The sequence below is a fragment of the Paenibacillus ilasis genome (genome assembly GCF_043195395.1).
GTDB classification, from domain to species: domain Bacteria; phylum Bacillota; class Bacilli; order Paenibacillales; family Paenibacillaceae; genus Paenibacillus_AQ; species Paenibacillus_AQ lautus.
This window is the reverse complement of record NZ_JBHDJG010000001.1, coordinates 2,888,927-2,907,419: the sequence shown is the minus strand read 5'-3', so window position 1 is coordinate 2,907,419 and position 18,493 is coordinate 2,888,927. Positions and strand designations below refer to the sequence as shown.

At 49.6% G+C, this 18,493-nt stretch carries 13 protein-coding genes; all 13 read left to right on the top strand.

The genetic code is table 11. The annotated features are described in order from the left end of the window. Positions 1-246: 246 nt before the first annotated feature. The 13 genes from ACETK5_RS13245 (at position 247) to ACETK5_RS13185 (ending at position 18,322) form a co-directional block, all read left to right on the top strand. The gene (locus tag ACETK5_RS13245; RefSeq protein WP_394056106.1) at positions 247-1,296 is read left to right on the top strand and encodes an ABC transporter substrate-binding protein; all 1,050 of its coding nucleotides are present in this window, start codon (positions 247-249) and stop codon (positions 1,294-1,296) included. Next, positions 1,286-2,275 carry a FecCD family ABC transporter permease gene (locus ACETK5_RS13240; protein ID WP_100536954.1) on the top strand — a complete coding sequence of 330 codons (990 nt, stop codon included), beginning with the start codon at positions 1,286-1,288 and terminating at the stop codon, positions 2,273-2,275. The genes ACETK5_RS13245 and ACETK5_RS13240 overlap by 11 nt, the downstream gene beginning before the upstream one ends. Continuing rightward, entirely contained in the window at positions 2,272-3,057 is a 786-nt protein-coding gene (locus ACETK5_RS13235; protein WP_394056104.1) for an ABC transporter ATP-binding protein, read from the top strand. Before ACETK5_RS13240 ends, ACETK5_RS13235 begins: the two co-directional genes overlap by 4 nt. A 13-nt stretch (positions 3,058-3,070) precedes the next feature. Beyond that, entirely contained in the window at positions 3,071-4,000 is a 930-nt protein-coding gene (locus tag ACETK5_RS13230; protein WP_394056102.1) for an ATP-binding protein, read from the top strand. Beyond that, positions 3,997-5,961 (top strand): VWA domain-containing protein, encoded by a 1,965-nt coding sequence (locus tag ACETK5_RS13225; RefSeq protein WP_394056100.1) that lies wholly within the window; start codon positions 3,997-3,999, stop codon positions 5,959-5,961. Before ACETK5_RS13230 ends, ACETK5_RS13225 begins: the two co-directional genes overlap by 4 nt. Positions 5,962-5,999: 38 nt before the next feature. Next, complete coding sequence (locus tag ACETK5_RS13220) at positions 6,000-9,707, top strand: cobaltochelatase subunit CobN (RefSeq protein ID WP_394056098.1); 3,708 nt, start codon at positions 6,000-6,002, stop codon at positions 9,705-9,707. A 212-nt stretch (positions 9,708-9,919) separates the two neighbouring features. After that, positions 9,920-11,209: a class II aldolase/adducin family protein gene (locus tag ACETK5_RS13215; RefSeq protein ID WP_394056096.1), complete on the top strand. Its 1,290-nt coding sequence runs from the start codon at positions 9,920-9,922 to the stop codon at positions 11,207-11,209. Positions 11,210-11,385: 176 nt separating this feature from the next. Further along, the gene (locus tag ACETK5_RS13210; protein ID WP_394056094.1) at positions 11,386-11,871 is read left to right on the top strand and encodes a DUF6530 family protein; all 486 of its coding nucleotides are present in this window, start codon (positions 11,386-11,388) and stop codon (positions 11,869-11,871) included. Between the two features lie 73 nt (positions 11,872-11,944). Next, a complete protein-coding gene (locus ACETK5_RS13205) occupies positions 11,945-14,164 on the top strand; it encodes an AAA family ATPase (RefSeq protein WP_394056092.1) in 2,220 nt (739 codons plus the stop codon). A 231-nt stretch (positions 14,165-14,395) separates the two neighbouring features. Further along, the gene (locus tag ACETK5_RS13200; protein WP_100536962.1) at positions 14,396-15,550 is read left to right on the top strand and encodes an AI-2E family transporter; all 1,155 of its coding nucleotides are present in this window, start codon (positions 14,396-14,398) and stop codon (positions 15,548-15,550) included. A gap of 232 nt (positions 15,551-15,782) precedes the next feature. After that, complete coding sequence (locus ACETK5_RS13195; protein WP_100539353.1) at positions 15,783-16,268, top strand: RrF2 family transcriptional regulator; 486 nt, start codon at positions 15,783-15,785, stop codon at positions 16,266-16,268. A 58-nt stretch (positions 16,269-16,326) separates the two neighbouring features. Beyond that, positions 16,327-17,403 (top strand): DUF1835 domain-containing protein, encoded by a 1,077-nt coding sequence (locus ACETK5_RS13190; RefSeq protein ID WP_394056090.1) that lies wholly within the window; start codon positions 16,327-16,329, stop codon positions 17,401-17,403. A 163-nt stretch (positions 17,404-17,566) separates the two neighbouring features. Further along, complete coding sequence (locus ACETK5_RS13185; protein WP_394056088.1) at positions 17,567-18,322, top strand: alpha/beta fold hydrolase; 756 nt, start codon at positions 17,567-17,569, stop codon at positions 18,320-18,322. The last annotated feature ends 171 nt before the right edge of the window (positions 18,323-18,493 follow it).

Genomic DNA, 18,493 nt, shown 5'->3' with positions numbered 1-18,493 from the left:
TTCAGCTAAAAGCGGTCTGTCTACTTATAGAATGTACGTCGATAGACGTTTTTCTTCTCGATATCAGTTCATGACCTAAACTAATAAGAATGATTACGATTTTCTGAAAATGATTGACATAAACGTATAATCGGGATAAAGTATATTTTGTTAATCGTAATAATTACGAATAATATTACCTCTGAAGACCAAACGCAAGATTGGTAGCTTAGAGACAAACTTATCATCGGGAGGGGAAGTAAATCCATGTACTTCAGATTCAACCAACGCAAGAAAACAGCTTATGTCGTAGCAGTCAGTTCATTTCTCTTATTCTTCGCATTCATCATGTCAGCTTGTGGGGGGAATGAGACTTCCAGCAGTCCGGATACCAAGCAAAGTGACAATGCATCGATACCGGTACCGTCCGATACCGATACTTCCGCAGTTCAGGAAGATTACATAACATTCCAGGATGCGACGGATCGCACTATTACGCTTCAGCAGCAGCCTGAGCGCATCGTCGTGCTATCGCCCGAATTCCTTGATCTATTATACGAGGTCGGCGGAGAGGCTGTAGGACGGATGGAGGCTACCGGCGTTTCGATTCCTGAACAGGCTGAAGCGATATCGTCCGTTGGCAGCGTCAGCCAGATCAACCTGGAACAGGTTGTAGCGCTCAGACCCGATCTGGTTATCGGGCAGGTACGGTTTCATAAAGAGCTTGTACAATCGCTCGAGAGCAGCGGGATTCCTGTAGCCTTGATGAGTCTGTCCAGCTATGAGGATATGAAGTCCAAAGCCGAATGGATGGCGAAGATAGCGGGTACGGAAGAGCAGCTCCCGGAAAAGCTTGAAGCCCTGGATGTGCAGGTAAACGAAATACTGGCAAAATTGCCGGATGAGGATCGTACCTTTATCAATCTGAATGTCACGCCGGGTGGAATTTCGATTCAGAAGAATGGCACATCGGGTCTCGAAATTGCGAAGATGTTGGGTCTGACCAACGCTGCCGAGAATCTGGAATCGTCGCCTAACAGTCCAACCACGACGCCTTACAGCATGGAGACGCTTGTGAAGCAGAATCCGGATTATATCTTTTTGATTATCCACGGACAAAAGACCGTTGGCGAGAAGAAGATTAAAGAGGAGCTTGAGAACAATCCGGCATGGGCCTCCATCGGAGCCGTCAAGAAGCAGCACGTCATTGTCGTACCATCCGATCTGTTTCTTACCAATCCGGGGCTTCACTATGATGAGTCTTTGGCGTATTTAGCCAAGCTGGTGTATCCGGAGATTTTCGGTGATGGTGAATAAAAGGGTCCGTCATGTATCCCTGATCATTATTTTCACGATCGCCGCAGTTTCGGCGTGCTTGATCAGTATAGCTACAGGGGCCGTCATGATTCCGCTTCGGGACATTATCACGGGTATCCTGCATCATGAACTGCCTGGGATGAATCGGGATATTATCTGGAACATCCGGCTTCCGCGGACGCTTGTTGCGATGCTTGTAGGCGCGAACCTGGCGGTCTCCGGGGCGCTATTGCAAGGCGTCATGCGCAATCCTCTGGCTGACCCCCATATTATCGGGGTCTCCAGCGGAGCCGGATTATTCGGGATTTTCCTGCTTGTGGTTGTACCGCAGTATGATTACTTACTGACGCCCGCAGCATTTCTTGGAGCGACTCTCGCCGCGTTCATTATCTATCTCTTGTCATGGAAGGATGGCGTAAGCCCTCTGCGAATCGTTCTGTCCGGGGTGGCTGTCTCAGCCTTTCTTGGATCCGGGATTTCGGCGATGCTTACCTTTTACAGCGATCGGGTGCATGGTGCCCTGATCTTCATGGTCGGCGGGCTTGCCGCCAAAAGCTGGCCGGATCTCTCGACCATACTGCCATACTCGCTTATCGGCCTTCTCCTGGCGATGATCTTCTCCAAGCAGATGAATATTATGATGCTGGGTGACGTCAACGCACGGAATTTGGGGACGCGGGTAGAGCTGTCCCGTTTATTGATAACCGCAATAGCCACGCTGCTCGCAGCCAGCGCCGTCAGCATCGCGGGCTTGCTTGGATTCGTTGGGCTGATCATTCCACACATCGCCAAGCTGCTTGTTGGCGGAGATTACCGGATTCTCATCCCGTCCTCTGCTTTGCTAGGCGCTGCAGTCCTGACGTTCTGCGACACGCTGGCAAGAATGATGTTCACGCCGATTGAGCTTCCGGTTGGAATCATCATGGGGGTGTTAGGCGCACCCTTTTTCCTTTATCTGTTAAGGAGGAGGAAAGCATGACACGTTTGGAGATTCGCGATCTTTCACTGAAATATCAGGATAAGTTTATCATTCAACATCTGGACATCTCCTTTGAGGCGGGATCCGTATACAGCATTATCGGGCCGAACGGATGCGGAAAGAGCACATTGCTTAAAGCACTTGCGCGCCAGCTGAAGCCCGCAGGAGGGCAGGTTCTGCTTGATAGCAAGGCGTTATCCGAGTTGAACGGGAAGGATGTGGCCAGGCAGCTGTCCTATATGGCCCAATCGCAAGAGCCCATTGAAATCACCGTGAAGGAATTGGTCGGATACGGAAGAACGCCGCACCAGCCTTACTGGAATCATGTTAGCGCCAGGGACCGTGAGATCACGGATTGGGCATTGAAAGTAACCGCTCTTACGCCTTATGAGGATCGACTTCTGCATACGCTGTCTGGCGGGGAAAGACAGAGGGCGTGGATTGCCATGGCTTTGGCTCAGCAGCCCGGCGTGCTGCTTCTGGACGAACCGACCACTTATTTGGACATTGCCCATCAATTAGAGATTTTGGAGCTAGTACGGGGATTGAATCAACAATTAAAGATGACCGTCATCATGGTTCTGCATGATATGAATCACGCTTCGATCTACTCGGACTATATCCTGGCGATGAAATCAGGAAAGGTGGAAGGTTATGGCTCACCATCCGAGGTCTTGACTCCGGATCTGCTGGGCAGGGTGTTCGGTGTTGAAGCTTCCGTGGAAACCGACCCGGCTCGTGACAAGCCCATTTGCCGGATTACCGGATTAATCAAGAAATAAGGAGGCGAACGCAATGGAACATATAGATCAGCAATATCCCTTTACAGCCATTGTCGGCCAATCCAGAATGAAGCTGGCTCTCGTTCTGAATGTCGTGAATCCGAAGCTCGGGGGCGTTCTGATTCGAGGGGAGAAAGGAACGGCGAAATCAACCACAGTACGTGCCTTATCGGGGCTTGTGCCTGATCTGAACGTTGTCAATTTGCCGGTGAGTGCGACGGAAGACCGGGTAGTCGGTGCTTTAGACATCGAGCATGCGATCAAGCAGGGAGAAAAGAAATTTGAACCCGGATTGCTGGCTGCGGCCCACGGCCATATTTTATACGTCGATGAGATTAATCTGCTCGATGATCATATTGTGGATGTGCTTTTGGATGCAGCTGCCATGGGGGTTAATACCGTTGAGCGAGAAGGCATCTCCTATTCTCATCCGTCACGGTTCCTATTGGTAGGGACGATGAATCCCGAAGAAGGGGCCCTGCGTCCGCAGCTATTGGACCGTTTTGCGCTGTCGGTGGAGATCGGCGGGGAAAGGGACGTTCAAGAGCGCGCGCTTGTAATCCGCAGACGATTGGAATATGAACGTGACCCTGCTGCATTTGCTGCGCGATATGAGCCGGAGCAGAAGCGGGTGTTGAACCAGATCCTACAAGCCCGGGACCGTCTGGACCATATCCCGATCTCGGACGATGTGCTCGAGCTGGCAGCGAAAATCGGCATTGCACTGGAGGTGGAAGGACACCGTTCCGACATCACCCTTATCAAAACAGCGGTTACTCTGGCTGCCTGGCAAGGGAAGGGGACTGTAAGCAAGGAGCATATGCAAGAAGCGGCGTACTTGGTTTTGCCTCATCGCATGAGACGGCAGCCGTTTGAAGATACCGGCGGCATTGAACAGCGATTACAGGCGATGCTGACATCAGTCGAATGGGTACCGTCATGATAACGGAAGAGTTGAAGAGCGCCGCTCCAGTTTACCCATTCAGTGCGATTTTGGGCCAAGAGAGGGCCAAACGAGCGGTACTGCTATTTCTTGTCAATCCAGCGATCGGAGGCATTCTCATTAATGGCCATCCCGGGTCGGGTAAAAGCGCTCTGCTGCACGCGGCCTCTTCTTTGGTCAGGCCGCGCCGAATGATATCCATACCTGTCAACGTTACGCCGGACCGGTTGCTCGGCGCTTTGGATATGGCAGCCGCCATGAAAAGCGGAAAGCTGGCGCTTGCTTCAGGATTGCTGGAAGATGCCGATGGACAGCTTCTGCTTGCGGATCATATGAATCTAATACCTGAAGCGATTTTGAAGGAGATTGTCAGCGCGCTGTCTACGGGCTGGATATATCTGCAAAGAGAAGGGGTATCCGCGGTTCGGAGAAGCCGTTTCATGCTGCTTGCAGCTATGGATCCCAATGAAGGCAGTGTATCGCCTCCCCTACGGGACCATTTTGGTTATAGCGTTACGTTGGACGATATCCGCGATCCCATATCTAGAGCAGAAATTATTCGCCGAAGTCTTCAGTTTGAGCGTGATCCATCGGCGTTCCAGAACCGATATCGGCCACTAGATGAAACGCTGCGTCTTCGCGTCGAAGCCTCCGCACAATCTCTTACCCAGGTCCAGGTGTGCGCTGACATGATTCAATTGTCAGCCTCCATCGCTAGAGAAGCTGGCATCAGCAGCTCCCGAGCTGAACTTAGTCTCATTGAAGGGGCAAAGGCTGCCGCCGCATGGGATGGTCGTACCGAGGTCACTTCGGCCGACATCCGGGAGATAGCAGAATTTGTGCTTCCCCACAGAATGAGACATGCAATGGAGAAACCCCGTGCTTCTAGCGGCGGCTCGCCTGACCAGGGTAACAATAAGCAGCCGGAGCAATCGCTTGAGGATCATGCTCGCTCTTCTCACATGCCTCCGCAGAAAAGTCCTGAACAAAAATGGAATCCCCATAATCCCGGCAACGATTCTTCTGCCAGCCACGACGCAAATAGCCGTACGACAGATCAGCAAGCGGATGATCGACAGCGCGTATCAGAAGGTTTGGAGGAACGGGTCCTGCTGCCTGACGAAACGTATAAAATTAAGCCGTTGCAGCTCGAAGGGATGCGTAAGATCGATCATGAGGGATCGGGTAAACGAAATAAATCATGTGCCAACCAGAAGAAAGGCAGAGCTATGGGATATATGTACCCGAGCAGGAACCTGCGAACCGACGTGGCTTTTGATGCCACGATCCGCGCGGCGGCTCCCTATCAGACGATCCGAACCAAAAGAAAGGGAGTGGCGTTTGCCATTGAGTTTGATGATTTGCGTCAAAAGAAAAGGGAGAATCGGGTTGGGGCAACCTTACTGTTCGTTGTTGACGCCAGCGGCTCCATGGCGGCTCGAAAGCGAATGACCGCCGTCAAAGGTGCTATTCTGTCTCTGCTGCAGGATGCTTATGAGAAGAGAGATCGAATTGGCATGATCGCCTTCAGAAATAACGGAGCCGAGCTCATTCTCCCGGTAACGCGCAGCATCGAAGCCGCGTCCAAGCAACTTCGGGAAATTCCCACAGGTGGAAAGACGCCTCTGGCAGACGGGCTTGTCCATGCGTACAAGGTGCTCCATACGGAGAAACGCAGAAATAACGATACGCTGCCGATCATGATTATCGTAACGGATGGCCGAGCCAATGAAAGCTCCATCGGATTAACCGCGTATGCTGATATTTGGAACGAATGTCTGGAGGCAGCAAAGCTGATCCACGCCGCCGGGATTCGCTGTCTGGTGCTTGATACAGAGCAGGGATTTGTCAAATTGGGACGTTCGAGAGAACTGGCTGATGCTTTAGGTGCGGAATACAGATTCCTTGACCACGTAGATGACAAAGGGATTGCAAGGGCCGTCCGCGCCACCATGAAATGAACCGAAATCGCGTTAAATATAGAGGGGAGGCGACAGGAGTGAAGATCGCTGTTTTGACGACATCGCATGCAGCGATGAGGGATTTGTCGCAGCTATATAAGAAATGGGACGCATCTCTTCGCAGTCGTCTATCGTTATCCGTGTTTAATATAGAAGGAACGTTATCGGAAGAAGAATGGAAACGGCTGAAAGCAAAGGTAGAAGAAGCGGAGTTCATTATTCATGATCCGCACGGCACGCCAGCTCTAACCCTTTCCCGCATTCATGATCTTTGTGCAGGTCTTGAGGCCGAGCAGGTGATTCTAGGAGGAAATGCGGATGGGATTCAAGATATGTTCAGATTGGGCTCGCTGCGTTATGAAGATATTGCCGGCAGCGGTCATCGGGGGGATCCGTCGGCTTCTTTCGTTCAGGTTGATAAAAGACAAGATCTTGAGCATTACCAAACCTTACTCGAATACTGGAGACATTCAGGTATCGACAATTTGGAGCATATGCTTGGCTACATCGCTACAACCATTGGCAAGGTAACGGATTGGCCACCGGTGGAACGGCCCTTTGTTCTAGAGACGTTAGGTATTTACGACCCCTTCTTGAAGCGATCGTATGAATCTTTGAAGGCGTATCAGACCTTCGCACCCGTTCGGAACAATGTGCCGACGGTAGCCGTACTTTTTATGGGGTACAGCTATCCGCTCCATACCGGGGAAATCGTTGGCGGAATCATACAGGACCTTCGAAAATTTGCGAACGTCCTACCCATCGCACTCACTTCCTTGGTACGCGTCGATCCCCAACGGCTGCGAAATTTACTGATGCAAGGAGGCGCCGAGGGTGGGAAGATCGATCTGATCGTAAATTTTGTTCCGTTCCGGCTTGGCGCGGGACCAACCGGAGGGAAGAGCGATGAGATCCTATCCTTATTAAAGGATGTTGAAGCGCCGATGTTCCATCCGTTCTTCTTAACACGAAGGGAACGGGAAGAATGGGAAGGCTCGCTGCAGGGTTTATCGCCTTCCGAATTTTTGGTCCAAATGATGCTGCCCGAACTTGACGGGAGCATCGACATGCTTCCGGTTGCCGCATTATCCGGCCGTGAATACGATGAGGAAATGCAGCTGCATACGAAGGAACTGCAGGTCATAGAGGAACGAGCGCAGCGATTGATCAGCCGGGTTAAGCGATATCTGGACCTTCGAACCAAGCAGCCATCCGAAAAGCGTATTGCCATCATCGGCTATAACTATCCTCCCGGGGAGGGGCATTTATTTCAGGCATCGTTTCTGGATACGTTCGAATCCATATCCCGAATCGCGACAGCGATGAAAGATCACGGATACACGACAGAGGTTTTTACCGGAGCTGAATTAAGGGAGCGTTTCATTCGGGAGGGAGCAGTCAATTCCGGAGTCTGGACGGACGAGCGTTGGTCCGTTGAGCTTCCTAAGTTCGACAATAAGGCCTATGAGCAGAATAATAAGGTGTTTGCCAATCGAAGGAACGCGCTTATTTCGCAGTGGGGTGAGGCGCCGGGCAATATCATGACAACGGAGGATGGCGCATTCAAAATCCCTGGTTTGCTCACCGGAAACCTGTTTATCGGGGTTCAGCCCAGCCGGGGCGTTCACGAGCATCCCGAGGCTGCTTACCATGATAAGAGCCTCCTTCCGCACCATCAGTATTTAGCCTTTTATCAATACATTCGGGACGAATTCAAGGCGGATGCCATCCTGCATGTGGGAACCCACGGTACCATTGAGTTTCTAGAGGGGAAAGAGAGCGGAATGTCCGGTGATTGTTTGCCGGATGCCCTAATTCAAGATCTTCCGCATTTTTATGCGTATTATGTTGGCAATCCGTCCGAGGCAATGATTGCGAAGCGAAGATCGCATGCGGCCTTGATCGGCTATCAATCCCCGCCCTTCGCGACAAGTGGATTATATGGCGAATATGCCGGGCTTGAAGCGATGCTGCATGAGTACCGGGAAACGGAACGGCTGAATCCAATGCGTCTTCCCGACGTAAAGAAGAGGATACAGGACCAAGCTGCATCGCTTTCGATGGAAACGGCTGATCTGGAAGAGCTCGAAATCGAGCTGTATCGGATTCGAAGATCCATGATCCCGAACGGCCTGCATGTTGTCGGTGAGGGCTACGACCATGAACAAGCGGCAGGGCATATGAAAATGGTTGTGAGCCATGATCAGGGAACGCTTGGTTCACTGCAAAGAGTATTTGCAGCTTCCATGGCTTGGGATTATGATGACCTGCTGGAAAACACGGACATTGAAAGACTGCAACAACTGGATGCGAGTGTGGAAAATGCCGTGTTATCCTTCATTCAAAATGAAATGATCCCAGAGCCACCGCCGCTGACGGATGAAATGATGGCACGCTGGAAGGACATTTGGAATACTGGCTTAACGGCTTATCATTCCACCAAAGCGGATATGGAGCTTAAGAACCTGCTGCGGGCACTGGATGGGGCATATTTACCGGTTAGTCTAGCCGGCGATAGCATTCGCAATCCGGAGGTCTTGCCGTCCGGGAACAATCTGGTTCAGTTTGATCCGAGATCCATTCCAAGCCGGACGGCGGCTGCAAGCGGTTCGAAAATCGCCGAGAATACCCTGAAGCTGTATTATAAAGCCCATCAGACATATCCTAAAACGACGGCACTCGTGATGTGGGGGCTGGAAACTTCGCGAACCCAAGGGGAGACGCTAGGCCAGATTCTGGCTTATCTCGGCGTCAGGATCAAGGAACGGGGACATTCCATGCATATGGGATATGAAATCATTCCACTTTCCGAGCTGAACCGACCGCGAATCAATGTAGTCGTGCATATCTGTGGATTTTTCCGCGATATGTTTCCGGACCAGCTGTCAACGCTTCATCGCATTTTTAGAGAAGTATCCGAGCTGGAGGAGCCGCTGGATCAAAATGGGTTCAAACAGCACTCGGAGTTACTGTACCGACAGCTGCGCAATGCCGGCGCCGGGCACGACGAGGCTTGGGACTTGGCATGCGCCCGTATTTACGGTCCTGCCGAAGGGGAATACGGAACGTCTGTAACCAAGCTGATCGAGACCAAACAGTGGGAAGAGGAAAGCCAGCTTGGGACGGCATTTATGAGCAGCCTGAAGCATGTGTACAGTTCCAACCACAGAGGCAAGGAAATGCTTGAGCTGTATCAGTCCAACTTGGCTGCCGTGGATATCGTTTCGCAAATCCGGAGCAATCATGAACACGAAATTACGGATTTGGACCATTATTACGAATTTTTCGGAGGGCTGGCGAAATCGGTTGAGATCGTCAAGGGCAGTCGAGCGGAAATGTATATCACCGATACCACGCGCGAGCAGGCATTAACGGAGGAAGTGCGCAAATCGATACAGCGAGGCGTTCGAACCCGCTTGCTCAATCCCAAGTGGATGGACGGATTGCTGAAGCATGAATATCACGGTGTACAGAACATAGCCGACCGGACGGAAAATTTGCTCGGTCTGGCAGCAACAACGAACCAGGTGGACTCCTGGATTTTCTCATCGGTTCACAAGGAATATGTTGCGGACGAACAGCGCAGCAAGCAAATGCGGGACAATAACCGTTCGGCATATCACCATATGCTGGAAACTCTGCTGGAGAGCCATCAACGGAACTATTGGAACGCATCGGAGGATGAATTGGGTGTGTTGCGGGATCGTTATTTGGAGCTTGAAGGAGATCTGGAAGGCGGTACCTAGGTCGTAAAGTTGAAGATAAACTATGTCACAACCGGGATAGCAGGGATGATATCATCCCTGTTTTTTCTTTTTTTGGTTCAAGATTAGCATCATCCTTATATTCGGCTATTGTTATGTTTTTGCCACAATTGTTCTCGAATATCAATAGAAAAAACAGTATAATAAAAACAAACAAAACTAAACAAAAACATTCGGATAAGGCGGTGGCAGGGATGAATCAGAATTTTTTGCATCCGGCAGATCAGCTCCTTCAATTTATCAATCGTATTTACAACCATGGCATGACGACCACGTCCGGGGGCAATCTGTCAATCAGGGACCAGAACGGAGATATTTGGATCACGCCGGCCGGGGTGGACAAAGGCTCTTTAACCCGGATGGATATGGTATGCGTGAAGGAGAACGGCACGGTCCTGGGCATTCACAAGCCGTCCAGCGAGTTTCCGTTTCACAGGCTTATCTATCAAGCCCGTCCGGACTTGAAAGCGATCATTCATGCCCATCCGCCCGCACTGGTTTCGTTCAGCATCGTCCGGCGCATTCCGGATACCAGGCTGCTTCCGAACGAACGGCAGATTTGTGGCGAGATCGGGATCGCGCCTTACGCCCTGCCTGGAAGCGAGCAGCTCGGGGAGAACATTGCGGCTGTTTTCAAGCGCGGGATCGACACGGTTATGCTGGAGAACCATGGCGTTGTGGTCGGAGCTGGGGACCTTTCTCAAGCGTTTAACCGGTTTGAAACCCTGGACTTCTGTGCGCGGCTGGAGATCGAGGCGCGTCGACTCGGAAATCCCGTCCTGCTGACCGATGAGGATTACGATACCGTCCGCAACAAAAGCACGCTGCAGTTGGATACGTATATCTACGACACCTGCACGTCGGAGGAAAAAGAAATCCGCCGAGAGATGTGCGCACTCATGCGGCGTGCGTATAAACAAGGTTTGTTCACAAGCACGCAGGGCACCTTTTCCCATCGATTGTTTGGAAATGATTTTGTCATCACACCCTACGGCAAAGACCGCAACGATCTGGAACCAGGTGACCTTGTCCGTATTGAGAACGGTAAAGTCGAGGCTGGCAAACAGCCGAGCAAGTCTGTCTTTCTCCATGAAGCGATCTACCAAATGCAGCCGCATGTCCATTCGGTCATTATCGCGCATCCTCCCAACATCATGGCATTTGCCGTAACCGATACCGCATTCGATTCAAGAACGATTCCGGAGAGTTATATCTTGCTTCGCGGAATGCCAAAGCTTCCTTTTCATGCGGTTTACAATGAACCTGAGCGTACCGCTTCACTGTTTAAAGCCGATACGCCGATTGGCATTGTAAATAATAATTGTGTAATTGTTACCGGTCAGAGCCTGCTCAACGCGTTTGACCGATTGGAAGTTGCCGAGTACAGCGCCAAGTCCATTCTGTCGGCAAGTACGCTCGGCAATGTTATACACATCGATGACGACCGGATTCGCGAGCTTGAAGCAGCGTTTCATCTAGAATAGGAAGATCATGGGATACCTCAGCTGTACCAAGGCTGCCGCGGGAATAGAGCGGCAGCCTTTCGTTTGTTCTGGCTTGAAGCATGGAAGTTGGTATTTACAATAATAGCGAAGATGTCTATTATATATATAGACAAAACGTAAATACGTTTATAAATGTTTAGAAATGAGGAGAGACCATGGAAAACCCTGCTTCTACAAATCATAAACCCGTGATGATTTCGGATAACTATGGGAAAGTGGATGGACGTTTCGCATATAAGACAGATGTAAGAGCCCTATCTTTGGGATTGAGCGGGCAGAATGAGGATGGCAAGGCGCATATTGCCGCCAAAGTATGGAGAACTGCCGAGGGACAAGGGATTGGATCTTCGGATGAGATCCCCATCCATCGAATTCTAGATTTGTCCATTCTCATTTGCAGTGCCCTGACCCATTTTAGCGAAGCCTATAGATATGAACATTTATATGATCCACAACATCCTGTGATCGACCGGATCGGATTGCAGGGGAACGCTATGACGGTGGCTGTTTGTACGGATAACGAAGAGATTCATGAGGATATCAAGCTGTTCAACGAGTCATTGAGCGATAACGGTGAGATGATTGGAGAACGTCTGCGCACTTTAACGAGAATGTTAGAGGAATTGGGTTATGCACGATGAGAAACCCGTCAAACGGGGAGTTAAGAGGCTTTTCCCGTGTTCAGAGTTAACGAGAGTTTGGAGGTGAGCGGTCATGAACGACCAGAATGACAATGAATCTTGCGTGCTGTCTCCTGGGAGAGAATGGACTGACGAAGAAAAGAGCCTTGTCTGGAAAAAACCATTAACGCATAAAGTAAGCGAGGAAGAACGCCGAATCACGAATGAAATTAAGCGTAATTGGCATCGCGGCGAGATGAAAATCGCCAATATTCTATTGGAAGGAGATGCCGGCTCCGGAAAAACACAGCTCGCCAAGGCGCTGTCTGCAAACTTCAGGTTACCCTATACCAAAGTAACTTGTTTTGCCGATATGGATAAATCGGATATTCTTGGCGCCATTTTACCGGTTATTTCATCGGATCGAATGAAGCAGCTGGAAACCGCCGACCAAGCGGCCTTGAAAGCATTATACGAAAGCGATGGCTTTCGAAGCTCGACGGAGATTTTAATGGAGGCGCTGGAGATTCCACAAGAGATGGCTGCCGCCAAGATAAAGCATTTATTGAAGCTGGCTGCGAATAACGCTCAGGATGGAGCTGTAGAGTATCGATTTTACGCTTCCGAGATCGTCAGAGCTTTTCAAAAGGGATATCTGCTGGAAATACAGGAACCGAACGTGATTCGGGATGCTGGCGTATTGATGGCATTAAATTCCGCATTGGAGCCGGGCGGCAGTCTTAATCTCCCAACGGAGATCGTGCACCGGCATCCGGATTTCATAGCCGTGATCACGGCAAACCGCAGTTATGCGGGATCCAGGCCGCTTAACGAGGCATTGCGCGACCGAGTGCAGCATACGGAGAAGATGGACCTGCCGACCAAAGAGATCATGATGGAGCGGGCAATGGCCAAAACCGGTTATCGGAACGAAGAAATGCTGGACGTGCTGGCAAGCGTCATTATTCTATTGGATAAAACGGCCCGGGCTAATGCCATTAAAGGCGTGGCTGGCATGCGCTCCTACTTCTATTGGGTGGATGCCGTTGCTCAAGGTGCTCCTGCGAGGGAGGCACTTTACCATAAAGTGATCTACAAGATAACTACCGATTCGGAAGAGATCAAACTGCTGGAAGAAGCGCTGGTAGGCGAAGGCTTATTGGATACGTTGGAGGAAGTCCCGATTGAAAATAATAAAAAGCGGAATGCAGATGCAGTGGAGATCACGACATGGGGCAGCGATATAGACCCGGACTCCACTTCTGATGGGGAAGCCGAGGAAGAAGGGCTCCGGTTAAAAAAGTCCGCTGAAAGCGAAAACAGCACAACCATCCTCGCGGATGAATCAGCGGATATGGAGAGTACGGATTCAGGGGAGGACGGATCACCGCAATATCATCAGGCCAATCCCGCACCCATGTCGGAGGAGGAGAAGCAGAGGGAGCGGGACTTCCGCAAAAAACTGAATCAAGTCTCCAGAGCCATCGTGTCCGACTCGATTCATCAGGCTGTTAAGCTGATCGTTCACCGTCCTGAATACGAACCGAATCAGCAGGAGGAATATTCGAGTCTGAGTAAGGGCCTTATGCCCATCGTTCGGGAAATCGCCAGAAAGACGCTGCCGCTATTGGAGCATGAGATCACCGCGGAATATGCCAAAAACCATTACTATGGTTCTAAATTTCAGGCTGACAGCGTGGCCTATCGCGATTTCAAGTATTTTGCCAAGAAACGTCCTCCGACGGAATCCCCTGGTCTTGTGGTCGGTTTGAGGGTGGATGAATCCGCATCGATGGCTGCTTTCGGTAGATTAGAGGCGGCCAAGCGGGCGGTCATTACTGTCTATGAATTCTGCCAAATTTGCCATATTCCTGTTTTAATTTACGGGGATACTGCGGATGTTTCCCGTTTGGAACAAATGTCCATCTTCGCATATGCCGATTATGATCAACCGGATGTTCGGGATCGGTTCAGGTTGATGGGGATCCGTGCCAGAAGTAATAATCGGGATGGTATGGCTTTAAGAATTATGGCGGAACGGTTAGCAGCTTCACCGAAGCAAACCAAGCTGTTGATCAGCATCAGCGACGGGCAGCCAAAAGCCATGGAAGACTATACAGGAAATCTGGCTATTCAGGACATGCAGCAGACGCTATCCGAATACGAAAGAAAAGGAGTCAAATTTTTGGCGGCCGCCATCGGTCAAGACAAGGATGTCATTAGTCAGATCTATGGTGCCGAGAGGTTTTTGGATATGACCAACCTGAATGAGCTGCCAGCGAAATTGGTGCGCATCATTTCCCGGTACTTGTAAGATCATACTGAACAGCTTCCGCCTGCGTGTCCTTGTGACATGCGGGCTTGTTCCCGTATTTATGTCAGTGAATACCTGAAATGCCTTCTTGGTAAACTGGACATGTGCCCTGTTCAAACATTATAGTTAAAAGAATGAAGATCACGTCATTTTGTCGGATTTTTTCGGTGTCGTGAATCAATAATCAGCTTTACATCTTGAATATGTATACATAAGTAAGGGAGGACATGTATGGAGCAACCCCGTATTTGGCCGGATCGGTTCAAGCGCTTTTTTCTGAACAATAAGTTTGTGCTTCTTTTGCTTGTTCTGTTGCTGGTTGGACTCAATGTGTTGGTTCTAAGCAAGATTTCGTTTGTGCTGCATCCGCTCGCCGTGTTAATCAAGACGATCGTGTTGCCGATCATTTTATCAGGAATTCTCTATTATTTGCTGAACCCTCTGGTAGATGTAATGGAAAAATGGAAGATCAAGCGCGGATGGTCCATCCTGATCCTGTATCTGGTTATTGCCGGTATTCTAACGATCGTGGTGCTCGCGGTCATTCCGGTGCTGCGCAACCAGATTATGGGGCTGATTGATAATTTTCCGACATATAGCGAAAAGGCTAGACAGCAGTTTGAAGATCTAACGGGCAGCGAGTTGTATAATCAGATTCAAGAAACCATGAACATTAACTCCCAAGAATGGTGGACAACCGTCACGCAGAAGGCAACGGAAATTCTGAACCATACATGGAGCAGAGTGGGCGGGTTTCTGGGTGCTTTTACGGAGGTTGTGCTGTCGATTGTGACCGTACCCTTTGTGCTGTTTTATATGCTGAAAGACGGCAAAAAGCTCCCTCTGAAAATATTGTCTTTCCTGCCGACGAAGAGTCGTTCCGGAATTTTGCATGTGCTTCAGGATATCAATCATCAGATCAGCTCGTTTATCCGCGGGCAGATTATTGTGAGCTTCTGCATTGGGATTCTGCTCTATATCGGTTACATGATCATCGGTCTGGATTACGCGTTGATTCTTGCGATTATTGCATCGTTCACCAGCGTGGTGCCCTATCTGGGACCCGCAATTGCGATTACGCCTGCGCTCATTGTGGCTTTGGTCACTTCTCCGATGATGCTGCTGAAGATGGTGGCGGTATGGACGATCGTGCAGTTAATCGAAGGGAAGTTCATCTCACCGCAAATCATGGGCAAAACGCTTAAGATTCACCCCATTACGATTATCTTCGTCATTCTGACGGCCGGTAATCTGTTCGGTGTGGTTGGCATTCTGTTAGCCGTTCCCGGTTATGCGGTCCTCAAGGTTTGTGTATCCCATATCTTCGAATGGTTCAAGGACACATCGGGATTATATGATCCTCGGAATAACAACACGCTGAAATAGTCCATCAAATTTCGGCGGTTGCATGCCCCGTTGACCGTAAGGCTATCATATGAGTTTGCTTGCGAAGTCGCCATGTTGGCGGCTTTTTTTGCGGACAAATCTTTTCAAAGAATCAGAAGGTAAATGTAACCAAGACCCACCCTATAACCTGGGTTCATTGCAAAAACGAATCCGAGTTAATATAATGGATATCATAGGTCTATGTAATTCGAAATTAAAGGAGGAAACCGCCATACAGTTTTCCAAAAGCGTTGATTATGCTCTCCACGCCTTAATCCATTTGGCTCATTCGGAGCGTGACCAGAACATCGGAATCAAGGAGTTATCTGCGACGCTGGGCGTTTCGGAAAGCTATTTGTCCAAAATCATGTCCAAGCTGAGGCAGGATGGAATCGTGCGGGCAGTGCCGGGCGTGAACGGAGGCTACGAGCTTGCAAAGACGGCCGAGCAGATTACATTCCTTGAAGTGATACAGGTGATCGAAGGAAGGCAGCAGCTCTTTGAATGCTCAAATATGAATTCGCGGCAGCATCGTTTGCTGACCGAAGAGAAGGCTGCCGAGAAACAAGAGGACCATCCCCGTGAGTGCGTATGCCTGGTCAAACAGGTGATGGACGGTGCCGAACGGCAATTGAATCGATACTTGGAGGAGCAAACGATCCAGTCGGTATTGGACGCGGCATCAAAACGTGGCAGCTGTGCTGAGAACAAGAAGTGATGAACTTCTTGCATTCCGAATGTGGATACATTAAGTCTATAATACATGTGCACATGAAATGAAGGTAACTTCTCATCAAGCCGAAAGTTTGGGAGGGATTGTAATCGATAAACTCTTTGAGAAATTAAGCGGGTTTGGAGAAAGAGAGCATTGGCTTTTACTTCGTCAGTTGGTGAATACAGCGATACACGATTCTACGCATGGTGAGCACGAAGATAGAATGTTCGGTCAAAGATTGTATAATTTGATGGAAATGCACATAGATACCGTTAGCTACCAGAGACTGCAAGAAGAGAAACTTCAAACTCACGTCCATATTGTGTTCAGTCTCTCTGAAGCCGGTTCATTAAAAGTTGCGCTCAGTAAAGTTGGTAAACGGGAGGAATCTCGGGTAGTAGCATTTAATGATTGGTTTTCAGTTGGTCCCATCACGGAATTAAGCACAAAGGAGGGGCAGCTCCGAAGGCAAATGTGGTTGATGGAACATGACAGGGACTCATATTATTCAGACAGTATAAACCAGGAACACCAAATCGAGCGTATGATCGATACGCTGAAGAATATACCGGAGAGCAAGACCGTTGTGATATGGTGCGGGGATAATGCCCATGATCAAACGGGGCTTCGATTTGCAATGTATCTGCTGAGGGAGCGGACGAGTCCAGTCCATATGGTCAATGTGACACAAATACTCACAGAAACGGCGCAGGGTAATGCTCCAGTATCGCAGGCATTGGTCGAACGAGATAAATACATCGAAATCGTCAGAAATTATGGTGAGGGAATCCCTCTTAATTCTGATCTGAGGAAGCGTTATGAGTCAGAATGGTTGGAGTTGGCTGGACAGGATGATGTGCTTCGACTCTGGGAAGAGGGAAAAATCATAGGCTGCCAAGAGGATAAACTGGACGAGGTTATCGTCAAATCGGTCATGGAGCTGCAAGATAAACTCAATCCTGGTAATTTTGTTAAGGCTGGAGACGTCGTGACTAAAATACTGGAGAGCTCACAGCAGCGTATAAGCTATTCCTTTATCATCTACAGAATCTGGAGTTTGGTCAATGATCGTGTTTTAACGTTCAAGGGTTTACCGGGTTATCCTCATCAATTCTGGCTAGGTTTATCGCATGTTTAAGAAGCCGCCATGGGCGGCTTTTTGTGTTGATTTGGACAGTTCTTACCCCATGTAAGGAAAGGCACTTGGATTTCACGCGTTTTTCTATTGACCGAATGTTCAGTCTTAAATTATATTAGAAGCATAATCTGAATCATCATCCATAGGAGAGAGGAGTTTTCAAATGGATTTAGCTTATCAGACTCAAGGCAGTGGGACACCCGTTGTGTTGGTACACAGCCCAGGTGTAGATTCAAGAGAATGGAAGTATATTGCTCCGCAGTTAGCCCGGAATCATCAAGTCATCACGTATGATGGTCGCGGAACGGGAAAATCCCCTGCGCCGCAAAAGCCAACCAGCTTGGTTGAAGACCTACGGTCATTGCTTGATCATCTGGAAATTGACCGCGTTTCGCTTGTCGGTCATTCCATGGGAGGGCAGGCAGTTACGAATTTTGCCTTGACTTACCCTTCTAGAGTCGACCAGTTGGTATTAATCGCACCATCGCTAACCGGATTCGAGCACTCCCAGCCCTTCATCGATTGGATGGCCCAAGTTAATGCTTGTGCACCCGATGTCAACCGTCTGGTTGAACAATCGTTAAGCGGGCCGAATTATCGGGTGACGATGTCCAGCTCTGAACGGGATTTTATGCGCGAGATGCATACGTTGTATATGACCAGAGTGTTTAGTGAGTGGAAGAGCTTCGAGGTGGTATGGCCGATGCCGCCAGCGATCGAGCGGTTGGAGGAGCTTGTTGCAAACACGCTGTTTATTCAGGGGACGGTCGAATGGGAGGATATGCAGCGAATTGCGGAACAGTTCAAGCGAGTTCAAGACGTCCGTTTCGAGGTAGTCGAGGGGGCTGACCATATGATCACGCTGACGCACGCAGAAGAACTGGCTGGTTTGATTCTTACATTTTTAGCGAGAGGGTAAAGGGACTCATCCGGCAGAACTACAAATAAAAAAATAGGCGCTTTGCTTGGTAGAGTGACCAAAGATTGCACTTAAAAAAGCCGCACAAAATGCGGCTTTTTTGATGAATTCACGCGATTTTTCTCAACGAGTAAGTGAAATGACTTTTATTCATTGCGACTGTTATTGTCC